The 13,281-nt window shown below is 62.2% G+C and carries 9 protein-coding genes; all 9 read left to right on the forward strand.

What is annotated here, in order from left to right; translation table 11 throughout:
• Positions 1-25 precede the first annotated feature (25 nt).
• Positions 26-1,945: a type IV pili methyl-accepting chemotaxis transducer N-terminal domain-containing protein gene (locus tag ACYVOC_RS08095; protein WP_116005050.1), complete on the forward strand. Its 1,920-nt coding sequence runs from the start codon at positions 26-28 to the stop codon at positions 1,943-1,945.
• A gap of 1 nt (position 1,946) precedes the next feature.
• Positions 1,947-2,621, forward strand: coding sequence for a response regulator (locus ACYVOC_RS08100; protein WP_461161433.1), 675 nt, complete (start codon positions 1,947-1,949; stop codon positions 2,619-2,621).
• Positions 2,622-2,770: 149 nt separating this feature from the next.
• Positions 2,771-4,063: an MFS transporter gene (locus ACYVOC_RS08105; RefSeq protein WP_461161434.1), complete on the forward strand. Its 1,293-nt coding sequence runs from the start codon at positions 2,771-2,773 to the stop codon at positions 4,061-4,063.
• A gap of 22 nt (positions 4,064-4,085) precedes the next feature.
• Positions 4,086-5,498 carry an MFS transporter gene (locus tag ACYVOC_RS08110; protein WP_461161435.1) on the forward strand — a complete coding sequence of 471 codons (1,413 nt, stop codon included), beginning with the start codon at positions 4,086-4,088 and terminating at the stop codon, positions 5,496-5,498.
• A gap of 34 nt (positions 5,499-5,532) precedes the next feature.
• Complete coding sequence (locus ACYVOC_RS08115; protein ID WP_116005047.1) at positions 5,533-9,324, forward strand: nitrate reductase subunit alpha; 3,792 nt, start codon at positions 5,533-5,535, stop codon at positions 9,322-9,324.
• Positions 9,325-9,349: 25 nt separating this feature from the next.
• Positions 9,350-10,873, forward strand: a complete 1,524-nt coding sequence (narH, locus tag ACYVOC_RS08120) for a nitrate reductase subunit beta (protein ID WP_116005046.1) — start codon at positions 9,350-9,352, stop codon at positions 10,871-10,873.
• 9 nt (positions 10,874-10,882) lie between these two features.
• Positions 10,883-11,575 (forward strand): nitrate reductase molybdenum cofactor assembly chaperone, encoded by a 693-nt coding sequence (gene narJ, locus ACYVOC_RS08125; protein WP_461161436.1) that lies wholly within the window; start codon positions 10,883-10,885, stop codon positions 11,573-11,575.
• Positions 11,572-12,297, forward strand: coding sequence for a respiratory nitrate reductase subunit gamma (gene narI, locus ACYVOC_RS08130; protein WP_116005044.1), 726 nt, complete (start codon positions 11,572-11,574; stop codon positions 12,295-12,297). The genes narJ and narI overlap by 4 nt, the downstream gene beginning before the upstream one ends.
• 193 nt (positions 12,298-12,490) lie before the next feature.
• Positions 12,491-13,261: a peptidylprolyl isomerase gene (locus ACYVOC_RS08135; protein ID WP_461161478.1), complete on the forward strand. Its 771-nt coding sequence runs from the start codon at positions 12,491-12,493 to the stop codon at positions 13,259-13,261.
• Positions 13,262-13,281 lie beyond the last annotated feature (20 nt).

Raw genomic sequence — 13,281 nt, forward strand, 5'->3', positions numbered from 1 at the left:
AAACCCCATCTCTTACACTGCGCCCATGCGCGCGAAAACCACCCTCACCACCAAGCTGCTGGCGACCGGGTGCGGCTTTTTGCTGCTGGCGCTGACGTCCATCGGCCTGACGCTGTGGATCACCTGGAAGCTCGAAGGGGGCGCCGCCGCAGTGAACGAGGCGGGACGCCTGCGCATGCTCACGGTGCGCATGGCGTTGGCCATACAGACGAACGTCCCCGACGAACTGCGCGTGCTGGCGCAGCGCTTTGACACCAGTCTGGAACTGCTGCGCACAGGTGACTCGTCGCGCCCGCTCTTCGTGCCCTGGAGCGACGATGCGCGTGGGCACTTTGCAGAGATTAACGATGACTGGCAACTCACGCGGGCGCAGTGGTTGGGTGCGACGCTCCCGCCTGCGGCCGAGGCCGTAACGCACGCTGACGCAGTCGTTTCGCGCATGGACCGGTTCGTGGAGGCGATTGAAGTGCAGATCGCCCGCTGGACAGCGGCGCTGCATGTGTTTCAGCTGTTCATGATGGGGCTGGCCATCTTTGCCGCTGTGGCTTTCATGGCGGTGAGTTTTTTGGTGGTGCTGATACCGGTGGCACGGCTGCAGCAGGCATTGGCAATGGTGCGCCAGGGTGACCTGGGCACCCGCCTGCCGGTGGACACGGAAGACGAGTTTGGCCAGCTGGCTGCCGGGTTCAATTTGATGGCGCATGCCCTGCAAACCTCGCACGACGACCTGGAGGGCAAGGTGCGCGAGAAGACGGCCAGCGTCGAAATCAAGAACCAGCGGCTGGCCGCGTTGTACGAGGTGAGCGCCCAGGCCGCTGAGGCGGGCAGCCTGTCCGTGCTGGCCAATGGTTTTGTGCAGCAGGTGCGCCGTGTGGTAGGCGCTGATGCGGCGGTGGTGCGCTGGTCCGACGAGGGCAATGAGCGTTATGTGATTTTGGCGGCGGACGGCATGCCCGAGTCCATGGTGGAGCAGGAGCATTGCCTGCACGCGGGCAACTGCCTGTGCGGGCCTACGGCCGAACGGGCGCACACCCGGGTCATTCCCATCACCCCTCAGCAGACCATGGTGCTGCCGCATTGCCAGGAGGCTGGCTACCAGACCATGGTGGCCATTCCCGTGGTGCTGCAGCACCGCTTGTTGGGCGAGATCAACCTGTTCTTCCGTACGGCCGTGGAATTGACGACAGAGATGCGCGAATTGGTGGAAGCCATGGTGCGCCACCTGGCCAGCTCCATGGAGAGCTTGCGCGCCGCCGCGCTGGAGCGTGAGGCCGCCGTGTCCGAGGAGCGCAGCCTGCTGGCACGCGAACTGCATGATTCGATTGCCCAGTCGCTGGCTTTTCTCAAAATACAGACCCAGCTGTTGCGCGATGCCGTGGCCAAGGGCAACATCCAGGCGCGTGACCGCAGCATGGCCGAGCTGGACGTGGGGGTGCGTGAATGCTATTCCGACGTGCGCGAACTCCTGGTGCACTTTCGCACCCGCACCAGCGAGGAAGATATCGAGGCGGCCCTGCGCTCAACGCTGTCCAAGTTCGAGCACCAGACCGGCGTGGCCACGTCACTGAGCATGTCGGGCCATGGCCTGCCACTGGCGCCGGATGTACAGATCCAGGTGCTGCACATGCTGCAGGAATCGCTCTCCAACGTGCGCAAGCACTCGGGCGCCAGCCGCGTTGAGCTGCGCGTGTACAGGCACCCCCGTTGGCGCTTCGAGGTGCAGGACAACGGCACAGGTTTCGAGGTAGCCGAGCACTCGCCCGACTCCTTGCACGTCGGCCTGGGCATCATGCGTGAGCGCGCCCAGGGTATTGGCGCCCAGGTGCAGGTGCGGTCTGCCGTGGGCGACGGAACCACCGTGGTCATCGAATTGCCCGAGATGCCGGGCCACACCCGCCCGGTGGTGGCGCCGCTCGCCATGCCCAACCCCGAAGCCCATGCCTGACATGCAGAATGTTTCCATTTTGGTGGTGGATGACCACACCCTTTTCCGCCGCGGTCTCATTGCCCTGCTGGAGCAGTACCCGGGCCTGCAGGTGGTGGGCGAGGCGGGAGACGCCGCGCAGGCACTGCGGCTGGCACCCGCGCTGCAGCCCGACATCATCTTGCTGGACAACCATCTTCCCGGGGTGGCCGGGATCGATGCGGTGCAGGATCTGCGCAAACTCGCGCCCGCTGCCCGCGTGCTGATGCTCACGGTGAGCGAGGACGCGCAGGATCTGGCTACGGCCCTGCGCAATGGCGCGCAGGGTTATCTGCTCAAGACCATCGATGGCGACCTGCTGGCGCAGGCAATCCGCCGCGCCGCGTGCGGCGAGCCGGTGGTCAGCCCGGAGCTTATGGGCAAGCTCGTGGCGGCCTTCCAGTCCCAGGGTGAGCCGGTGCCAACGCTGCCTGCCGTGCAGGTGCCCGTGCCCGAGGATTCCACGCCACTGTCGCCGCGCGAGGAAGAGGTGCTGCGCGAAATCGCCCGGGGCGCCAGCAACAAGGAAATTGCCCGCACGCTGGACATCGCCGAGACCACCGTCAAGATCCATGTCCAGCACATCCTGCGCAAATTGGGCTTGTCGTCGCGCGTCCAGGCGGCGGTGTATGCGTCGGATCGGGGGCGTGTCGAATAACCCACTGGTGCGGCCATAGTTCTTTCGAACGATGGTCTTGGGTATCCCCCTAGTTCTTTTGCCCTGCCTGAACCTCCCAGGCGAAGGATAGGCAAACCTTGGGTGATGCATCACGATACAAGCACTCATATTTGAGAGGTATCGTGCACATGGCAAAAACACCGCTTCCCGCGGGCGACAGTCCGCAAAGAACCCGCCAGGCGTGGTCCGTGCTGATCGTCAGCACCCTGTCCTTCACAGTCTGCTTCATGGTCTGGATGATGTTTGGCGTCATCGGCATTCCGATCAAGAAAATGCTGGACCTCAATGCCACCCAATTCGGTTTGCTGATGTCCATGCCGGTGCTCACCGGCTCGCTGTCGCGTGTGCCCCTGGGCATCTGGACCGACCGTTACGGTGGCCGTATTGTCATGGCGGGTGTGATGGCCGCCACCATTCCGGCCATCTGGCTCATGAGCTATGCCACCCAGTACTGGCACTTTCTCACCATTGGCCTGTTCGTCGGCTTGGCAGGAGGGTCTTTCTCGGTGGGCACGCCCTATGTGGCCCGCTGGTTTCCTAAAAACCGCCAGGGCACGGCCATGGGCGTGTATGGCGCGGGCAATTCGGGTGCTGCTGTGAACAAGTTCGTGGCCCCTGTTTTGCTGGTGGCCTTTGGCTGGACCATGGTGCCGCAGGTGTACGCCGCCATCATGTTGGGCGCGCTCGTGCTGTTCTGGATGTTCAGCTACAGCGATCCTGCCCACCTGGTACCCAGCAACGTCAAGTTCACTGACCAGCTCAAGGCCCTCAAGGACCCCAAGGTGCTCAAGTACTGCCAGTACTACAGCATCGTTTTCGGTGGCTATGTGGCGCTGTCGCTGTGGATGGTGCAGTACTACGTGGGTGAATACGGGCTCGACATCCGTGTCGCGGCCTTGCTGGCCGCATGCTTCTCGCTGCCCGGTGGTGTGCTGCGTGCCATTGGCGGCGTGCTGAGCGATAAATTCGGCGCGCACAGCGTGACCTGGTGGGTGATGTGGGTGAGCTGGATCTGCCTGTTCCTGCTGAGCTATCCGCAAACCGATTTCACCATCCTCACGGTCAACGGTGCCAAGACCTTCCATCTGGGTCTGAATGTGTATGCCTTCACCGCGCTGATGTTCATCCTGGGTATTGCCTGGGCCTTCGGCAAGGCCAGCGTGTTCAAGTACATCAGTGACGACTATCCATCCAATATTGGCGCCATCAGCGGCATCGTGGGGCTCGCCGGAGGCTTGGGTGGCTTTGTGCTTCCCATTGTCTTTGGCGCCCTGATGGACCTGACCGGCGTGCGCTCCAGCGCTTTCATGCTGATGTACGGCGTGGTCTGGGTCTCGCTGATCTGGATGTACTTCACCGAGGTGCGTCGCACCAACCTGCTTGGCAATGCCCCATCGCCCCAAGCGCGCTCGGCGACCTGATCTTTAACCTAAGGACAACACCATGTCTGCTTCCACGACTCCCGCAGCGCGCCCCGGAGGTACGCTGCACTTATGGACCCCGGAAGACAAAAACTTCTGGGAGCGCGAGGGCGAGGCGGTTGCCAAACTCAACCTCTGGATTTCGGTGCCGGCACTTTTCTTGGCCTTCGCCATCTGGCAGGTCTGGAGCGTGGTGGCCGTGAGTCTGCCCGGCCTGGGCTTCAAGTACTCCACCAATCAGCTGTTCTGGCTGGCTGCGGCACCGGCGCTCAGTGGTGCCACGTTGCGCATCTTTTATTCGTTCATGGTGCCTGTGTTCGGTGGACGCCGGTGGACGTCGATCTCGACCGCCACGCTGCTGATCCCCGCCATCGGTATCGGCTACGCGGTGCAGGACAACTCCACCAGCTACCCCACCATGCTGGTGCTGGCGCTGCTGTGCGGCTTGGGCGGGGGTAATTTCAGCTCCAGCATGGCCAATATCAGCTTCTTCTTTCCGAAGGAGCGCAAGGGCTCGGCGCTGGGTGTGAATGCTGGCCTGGGTAACCTGGGTGTGTCGGTGGTGCAGTTTCTGAGTCCCCTCGTAGTGACCGCTGGCATCTTCGGCATCTTTGGTGGCGAAGCCCAGACGATCGTCAAGAACGGCAACACCATCCAGGTGTGGACGCAGAACGCTGCGTTCATCTGGGTGCCATGGATTGCACTGGCGTCGCTGGCCGCGTGGTTTGGCATGAATGACATTGCCGATGCCAAGGCCTCTTTTGCCACACAGGCCGCTATCTTCCGCCGTAAGCACAACTGGCTGATGTGCCTTTTGTATCTTGGCACCTTCGGCTCGTTCATTGGTTATGCCGCCGGTTTTCCTCTGCTGATCAAGAGCCAGTTTCCGGGCGTCAACCCCCTGGCTTATGCCTGGCTGGGCCCGCTGGTGGGTGCTGTCGTGCGCCCCTTTGGTGGCTGGCTGGCCGACAAATTTGGCGGTGCGCGCGTGACTCTGTGGAACTTCGTCGTCATGGCCCTGGCTGTGGTCGGTGTGATCGTGTTCCTGCCCCAGGGCGGCGTGGGCGGCAGCTTTGGTGGCTTCTTTGTCTGCTTCCTGTTCCTCTTCTTGACCACAGGCATTGGCAACGGTTCGACCTTCCGCATGATCCCCGTGATCTTCCTGACGGAAGCCATGCGCGGTGTGAATGTCCATGATGCGCAGGCTGTGGCTAACGCTACCAAGGAAGGCAATACCCTGGGCGCGGCCACGCTGGGCTTCACCGCAGCTTTCGCTGCCTATGGTGGATTTTTCATTCCGAAGAGCTATGGCAGTTCCATTGCCTTGACGGGCGGGCCAGAACTGGCACTATGGACCTTTGCTGTTTTTTACGTTGTGTGCATCGCAGTGACCTGGTGGTACTACGCACGCAAGCACGCCGAAATGCCGTGCTGATTCTTGATTACCAGATTAGAAACAGGAGCCCCCGATGAGTCATTTTCTTGACCGCCTGACGTATTTTTCCCAGCCCAAAGAGTCGTTTTCCGACGGCCATGGCCAGGCCAACGGTGAGGACCGTACCTGGGAAGATGCTTACCGCGACCGGTGGGCGCACGACAAGATCGTGCGCTCCACGCACGGTGTCAACTGCACTGGCTCCTGCTCCTGGAAAATTTATGTCAAGGGCGGTATCGTTACGTGGGAAACGCAGCAGACCGACTACCCGCGTACGCGCCCCGATCTGCCCAACCACGAGCCCCGTGGCTGTGCCCGTGGCGCAAGCTACAGCTGGTACCTGTACAGCGCCAACCGCGTCAAGTACCCCATGGTGCGTGGCCGTCTGCTCAAGCACTGGCGCGCCGCACTGGCCGTGGCCAAAGGCCCGGTAGAAGCCTGGACCAGCATCGTCGAAAATGACGCTGCACGCCGCGAATGGCAAAAGCAGCGGGGCCTGGGAGGTTTCGTGCGCAGCACCTGGGACGAGGTCAACCAGATGATCGCGGCGGCCAACGTCTACACCATCAAGAAGCACGGCCCGGACCGCATCATCGGGTTCTCGCCGATCCCGGCCATGTCCATGATCAGCTACGCCGCAGGCAGTCGCTATCTGAGCCTGATTGGCGGTGTGTGCATGAGCTTCTACGACTGGTATTGCGACTTGCCACCGTCCAGTCCCCAGGTGTGGGGCGAGCAGACGGATGTGCCCGAGTCGGCCGACTGGTACAACTCCACCTTCATCATCGCCTGGGGCTCGAACGTGCCGCAGACGCGCACCCCCGATGCCCACTTCTTTACTGAAGTGCGCTACAAGGGCGCCAAAACCGTGGCGGTCACGCCCGACTATTCCGAGGTAGCCAAGCTGGCTGACCTGTGGATGCACCCCAAGCAGGGTACGGATGCCGCCGTGGCCATGGCCATGGGCCATGTGATCCTCAAGGAGTTCTATTTCAACAAGCGTTCGGCGTACTTTGACGACTACGTCCGCCGCTACACCGACCTGCCTCTGCTGGTCGTGTTGAACGAAAAGACCCTGCCCGACGGCCGCAAGGTCTTGGTGCCCGGCCGCTATGTGCGCGCCAGCGACTTCCCGGACCAACTCGGCCAAACCAACAACCCCGACTGGAAGACCGTGGCCTATGGGCTGGACGGCAAGGTGGCCCTGCCCACCGGCTCCATCGGCTTCCGCTGGGGTGACAACGAGCGGCCTGACCTGGGACAGTGGAACCTGGAGAGCAAGGACGCCCGTACGGCCAACGAGACACCCCTCAAGCTATCGGTGATCGAGGATGGTGCACAGGCGCACGAGATTGTCGACGTGGCGTTCCCGTATTTTGGTGGCGTGGCCACGCCCAACTTCACTGCCAATGAACAGCTCGGCGGCGACATCATGCTGCGCCGCGTGCCGGTCTCGCGCCTGGCGCTCGACGGCGACGGTGTTTCGGGCGAGGTCATGGTGGCAACCGTGTTCGACCTGCAGGTGGCCAACTACGGCGTAAACCGTGGTCTGGCGGGCGAAGCGGTGGACGGCGGCTACGACGCCGATGCGCCCTACACCCCGGCCTGGCAGGAAAAAATCACTGGTGTGCCACGTGACCAGATCATCACGATTGCACGCCAGTTTGGCGACAACGCTGACAAGACCCGTGGCAAGAGCATGGTGATCATCGGCGCGGCCATGAACCACTGGTACCACTGCGACATGAACTACCGCGGCATCATCAACATGCTGATGATGTGTGGTTGTATCGGCCAGAGTGGTGGTGGCTGGGCGCACTACGTGGGCCAGGAAAAGCTGCGTCCGCAAACCGGCTGGACGGCATTGGCCTTCGCGCTGGACTGGATTCGTCCTTCGCGCCAGATGAACAGCACCAGTTTCTTCTATGCGCACACCGACCAGTGGCGCTATGAAAAACTGGGCATGGAAGAAATCCTCTCGCCCCTGGCGGATGCCAGTGCGTACCACGGTGCCCAGATCGACTACAACGTGCGCGCCGAGCGCATGGGCTGGTTGCCATCGGCGCCGCAACTGGAGGTCAGCTCCTTGCAGGTCTTCAAGGATGCGCAGGCCCGGGGCATGGACGCCAAGGACTACGTAGCCAAGTCCCTGCAGGATGGGTCGCTCAAGATGAGCTGCGAAGACCCGGATAACCCGGCCAACTGGCCGCGCAACATGTTCGTTTGGCGCTCGAACATCCTGGGTTCCTCGGGCAAGGGACACGAGTACTTCCTCAAGCACCTGCTAGGCACCACCAACGGTGTGCAAGGCAAGGACCTGGGTACGCAGGATGCCAAGCCGGAAGAGGTGCGCTGGCACGCCCAGGCCCCCGAAGGCAAGCTGGATTTGCTGGTCACGTTGGATTTCCGCATGAGTACGACCTGCCTGTATTCGGACATCGTGCTGCCCACGGCCACCTGGTACGAGAAGAACGACCTCAACACCAGCGATATGCACCCCTTCATCCACCCGCTGTCCACGGCGGTGGAGCCCGCCTGGCAGGCGCGCAGCGACTGGGAAATCTATAAGGGCTTTGCCAAGGCCGTGAGCGAAGTCAGCGTGGGCCACCTGGGCGTGGAGAAGGATGTGGTTCTCACACCCATCATGCATGACACGCCTGCGGAAATGGCGCAGCCCTATGGCGTGCGCGACTGGAAGAAGGGCGAAGTCGCCTTTATTCCAGGCAAGACCGCCCCGCAAATCACGGTTGTCGAGCGTGACTATCCGAACCTGTTCAAGCGCTTCACGGCCCTGGGCCCGCTGATGGACAAGGTGGGTAATGGCGGCAAGGGCATTTCCTGGAACACGCAGACAGAGGTGGGCCAGTTGGGCGATCTCAATGGCCGGGTACGCGACGAAGGTGTCACACAGGGTATGCCACGCATCGTGACCGACATCGATGCGACCGAAGTGGTGATGATGCTGGCGCCGGAAACCAACGGCCACGTGGCCTGCAAGGCCTGGGAGGCCCTGGGCAAGCAGACCGGGCGCGACCACGTTCACCTGGCGCTGCACCGCGAGGACGAAAAAATCCGTTTCCGCGACATCCAGGCGCAGCCGCGCAAGATCATCAGCTCACCGACCTGGAGCGGCCTGGAGAGCGAGAAGGTCAGCTACAACGCCGGCTATACCAACGTGCATGAGCTGATTCCATGGCGCACCCTGACGGGCCGTCAGCAGTTCTACCAGGATCACCCATGGATGCGTGACTTTGGCGAGGGTTTCTGCAGCTACCGTCCGCCGGTCAACCTCAAGGCAATGCACGAGGTGCAGGGCAAGATGTCCAACGGCAACACCGAGATTGCCCTGAACTTCATCACGCCGCACCAGAAGTGGGGTATCCACTCAACCTATAGCGACAACCTGCACATGCTCACGCTCAATCGTGGTGGGCCGGTGATCTGGTTGAGCGAGGACGATGCCCGCAGCGCAGGAATCGTGGACAACGACTGGGTGGAGCTGTTCAATTCGAACGGTGCCATTGCAGCACGTGCCGTGGTCAGCCAGCGCGTGAAAAACGGCATGGTGATGATGTACCACGCACAGGAAAAAATCATCAACACCCCCGGTTCGGAAATCACCGGAACCCGTGGTGGTATCCACAACTCGGTGACCCGTATCGTGCTTAAGCCCACGCACATGATCGGCGGCTATGCGCAGTACAGCTACGGTTTCAACTATTACGGAACCATTGGTACCAACCGTGATGAGTTCGTGGTGGTGCGCAAGATGAATCGCGTGGACTGGATGGACGAACCGGCCGAAGCCGCAACGTCCCACGCTTAAGCAGCCCCGCAAGAAGGAGAACACGATGAAAATTCGCGCACAAATCGGCATGGTGCTGAACCTGGACAAGTGCATCGGCTGCCACACCTGCTCGGTCACCTGCAAGAACGTCTGGACCAGCCGACCCGGTGTGGAGTACGCCTGGTTCAACAACGTCGAGACCAAACCCGGTATTGGTTACCCCAAGGAGTGGGAGAACCAGGACAAGTGGAACGGCGGCTGGAACCGCAATGCTGACGGCAGTATCGTGCCGCGCCAGGGGGGCAAGTGGAAGATGCTCATGCGCATCTTTGCCAACCCCAACCTGCCGCAGATTGATGATTACTACGAGCCTTTCACGTTCGACTACGACCACCTGCAGTCGGCGCCCGAGATGAAGGCGCCGCCGACGGCCCGCCCGCGCAGCCTGATCACCGGCCAGCGCATGGAAAAGATCGAATGGGGCCCGAACTGGGAGGAACTGCTGGGCGGCGAGTTCAGCAAGCGCAACATCGATCGCAACTTCGACAATGTGCAAAAGGACATCTACGGGCAGTTCGAAAACACCTTCATGATGTACCTGCCGCGTCTGTGCGAGCACTGCCTGAACCCGGCCTGCGTGGCGTCGTGCCCTTCCGGCTCGATTTACAAGCGCGAGGAAGACGGCATCGTCCTGATCGACCAGGACAAATGCCGCGGCTGGCGCATGTGCATCTCAGGCTGCCCCTACAAGAAGATTTACTACAACTGGCAAACCGGCAAGGCCGAGAAGTGCATCTTCTGCTACCCGCGCATCGAAGCCGGTCAGCCCACGGTGTGCTCGGAAACCTGCGTGGGCCGTATCCGCTACCTGGGCGTGCTGCTGTACGACGCAGACCGTATCCAGGAAGCCGCCAGTGTGGAGCGCGACCGCGATCTGTACCAGGCCCAACTCGACATTTTCCTCGACCCCAACGACCCCGAAGTCATCAAGCAGGCCCGAATCGACGGCATCCCCGACAACTGGATGGACGCCGCACGCAACAGCCCGGTCTACAAGATGGCGGTGGAATGGAAGGTCGCCCTGCCGCTGCACCCGGAGTACCGCACGCTGCCCATGGTCTGGTATGTCCCGCCGCTCTCGCCGATTACAGCGGCGGCCAATGCGGGGCAGGTCAGCACCAATGGCGAAATTCCGGACGTGTCGCAACTGCGCATTCCCGTGCAGTACCTCGCCAACCTGCTCACCGCGGGCGATACCGCTCCTGTGGTGCGCGCGCTGGAGCGCATGTTGGCCATGCGGACCTACCAGCGCGAAAAGCATGTGGAGCAGCGCCAGAACCTGTCGGTGCTCAAACAGGTCGGTCTGACGCTGCACGAAGCCGAAGACATGTACCAGATCATGGCGATTGCGAATTATGAAGACCGTTTCGTCATCCCCACGACGCACCGCGAGTATGCGGAAAACGCCTTCGATATTCGGGGTGGTTGCGGTTTTTCGTTCGGCAATGGCTGCTCGGACGGCGCCAGCGAAGTCAGTCTGTTTGGCGGCAAGAAGCCGCGCACCATCCCGATCAAGGCCACCGTCTGAGGAGCCGCCATGTTCAAGAAAAAACCGGAGTCCTTGCGTCTGACGCTGCGGGCGCTGGCGCATTTGCTGAGCTACCCCGACGCAGAGTTGCGCGCGGAAATGCAGCAACTGGCCGATGCCTTGCAGGTGGAACAGGCGCTCAAGACGGACCGCCTGGCCGAGTTGGTGGCCCTGTGCCGCCAGCTCGCTACATCCGACCCGATGGAGGCAGAGTCCCGCTATGTCGAGACCTTCGACCGTGGGCGCTCGTCATCACTGCACTTGTTTGAACACGTGCATGGCGACTCGCGCGACCGGGGCCCAGCCCTCATCGATCTGCTGCAAACCTATGAGCGCGCCGGCCTGCAGTTCAGTGCCCCTGAGCTGCCCGACCACCTTCCGGTGGTGCTGGAGTTTGCTTCGACGCAGCCGCCCGAGGTGGCATGCGGATTCTTGGGCGAAATGGCCCATATCCTGACCTCGCTTTTTAGTGCACTGGTGGCGCGTGGGAGTCCCTACGCCAGCGTGATTGGCGCCATCCTCGAGATCGCCGGGCAGCAGGCGCAGGCCGTGCCCGTGCCGGAGGAGCCCGAGATCGATGATTCCTGGGATGAACCCGTCGCCTTTGACGGTTGCAGCACCCGTGGCCAAGCCAAGCCTGGTCAGCCGCAACCCCTGCATTTTGTCCGTAATCCCCGTGCACCAGAAGGAGCGCCCCTATGACCGCCTGGCTTGATACCCTGCTGTTTGGCATCTATCCCTATATTTGCCTGGCTGTGTTCTTCATTGGCAGCCTGATCCGTTTTGACCGCGACCAGTACACCTGGAAAAGCGATTCCTCGCAGTTGCTGCGCACTGGCAGCCTGCGCTGGGGCAGCAACCTGTTCCACATCGGCGTGCTGTTCCTGTTCTTCGGGCATTTCGTCGGCATGCTCACGCCGCACTTCATCTATGAGCATTTCATCGGTGCGGGCGCCAAGCAACTGATGGCGATGGTCAGCGGCGGCATTGCCGGCGTTCTGGGCATCATCGGCCTGTCGCTCCTGCTGCATCGCCGCCTGACGGATCCCCGGATCCGTGCGACCTCCAAGACCAGCGACATCGTGCTGCTGTGGCTGTTGTGGGTTCAGCTGGCCCTCGGTCTGGCCACCATTCCGCTGTCGGCACAGCATCTGGATGGCTCCATGATGATGCGCCTGGCCGAATGGGGGCAGCGCATCGTCACCTTCCGCACGGGCGGTGTGGAGCTGTTGGCAGGAGCCGGCTGGGTCTTCAAGGCCCACATGTTCCTGGGCATGACCGTGTTTCTGATCTTCCCGTTTACCCGCCTGGTGCACGTGTGGAGCGGATTTGGCACGCTGGCCTACGTGCTGCGCCCTTACCAGTTGGTGCGTGCACGCCGTTTGAATCTTCCCGCAGGGCACAACCAGCCTGCGGCCAAGTAATCGATCTTGAGCGACTCTTGAGGAGAAACCCATGAGTGGATGTGGATCAGGCGGTTGCGGCTGTGCAACCACCGCCCCTGAAAAAACCAACCCGTTGACACCCGAGCAGCAGGTCGCCTACGACGCATTGGTGAGCAGTTTGGCGGCTGCGGCCCCTCTGGCCGAGCCTGCGGCGGCGACCCGTGTGGAGCCCATGGGCCATGGGCCCGTTGCGCGGGTCAATGGCGTGAGCTTGCATGAGGCAGGCCAGTTGCTCGACCCCGAAATGCTGCGCCAGCGCGCCTGCACCGAGCTTCTGCGCCAGGCTGCACAGGAGGCGGGCTTGCTGTCTGCACAAGACCTGCCCGCGACCGATGGCACCACCAGCGAGGCCGCGGCAGCGGCCATCGAGCAGTTGCTGGAACGCGAGCTGCAGGTGCCAGATCCTTCCGAGGAAGCCTGCCGCCGCTACCACGAAGCCCATCCTGGTGCCCATGTGCAGGGAGAGCGCGTGCAATTGCGGCACGTGTTGTTTGCCGTCACGCCTGGCGTTGATGTCAAGCAACTGCGCTTGCGTGCCGAAGCGCTGCTGCTGGAGCTGCGCTGTGCCGACGATGGCGGAGCTACCTTCCAAACGGCTGCGCAGAAGTGGTCCAACTGCCCCAGCGGAGCGCAAGGCGGTGAGCTGGGCTGGCTGACGCGCGCCGACTGTGCGCCCGAGTTTGCACGGGAGGTTTTTGGCGGTGCCGAGATTGGCGTGCTGTCCCGTTTGGTGCACAGTCGTTTCGGCCTGCATGTCGTGGAAGTGGTCGCGCGCGAGGCGGGCGAGCAGCCTTCGTTCGAGCAGGTGCGGGGTGCTGTGGCGCTGTCCCTGCGCCAGCAGACCTGGATGAATGCCTTGCGCCAGTACCTGCAATTGCTTGCCGGTGCGGCCACGCTGGAAGGCGTGGATATCGAAGGCGCAGACACGCCACTGGTTCAATGAGTGGGTCGCCCGCCCGGCTT

This window comes from Simplicispira piscis (genome assembly GCF_054783455.1).

What these genes read in the sequence shown, in the direction of transcription:
- ACYVOC_RS08105 (WP_461161434.1), top strand. Translation starts at nt 2,771, where the DNA reads ATGGCAAAAACACCGCTTCCCGCGGGCGACAGTCCGCAAAGAACCCGC.
- ACYVOC_RS08110 (WP_461161435.1), top strand. Translation starts at nt 4,086, where the DNA reads ATGTCTGCTTCCACGACTCCCGCAGCGCGCCCCGGAGGTACGCTGCAC.
- ACYVOC_RS08115 (WP_116005047.1), top strand. Translation starts at nt 5,533, where the DNA reads ATGAGTCATTTTCTTGACCGCCTGACGTATTTTTCCCAGCCCAAAGAG.
- narJ (WP_461161436.1), top strand. Translation starts at nt 10,883, where the DNA reads ATGTTCAAGAAAAAACCGGAGTCCTTGCGTCTGACGCTGCGGGCGCTG.
- ACYVOC_RS08095 (WP_116005050.1), top strand. Translation starts at nt 26, where the DNA reads ATGCGCGCGAAAACCACCCTCACCACCAAGCTGCTGGCGACCGGGTGC.
- ACYVOC_RS08100 (WP_461161433.1), top strand. Translation starts at nt 1,947, where the DNA reads ATGCAGAATGTTTCCATTTTGGTGGTGGATGACCACACCCTTTTCCGC.
- narH (WP_116005046.1), top strand. Translation starts at nt 9,350, where the DNA reads ATGAAAATTCGCGCACAAATCGGCATGGTGCTGAACCTGGACAAGTGC.
- narI (WP_116005044.1), top strand. Translation starts at nt 11,572, where the DNA reads ATGACCGCCTGGCTTGATACCCTGCTGTTTGGCATCTATCCCTATATT.
- ACYVOC_RS08135 (WP_461161478.1), top strand. Translation starts at nt 12,491, where the DNA reads ATGGGCCATGGGCCCGTTGCGCGGGTCAATGGCGTGAGCTTGCATGAG.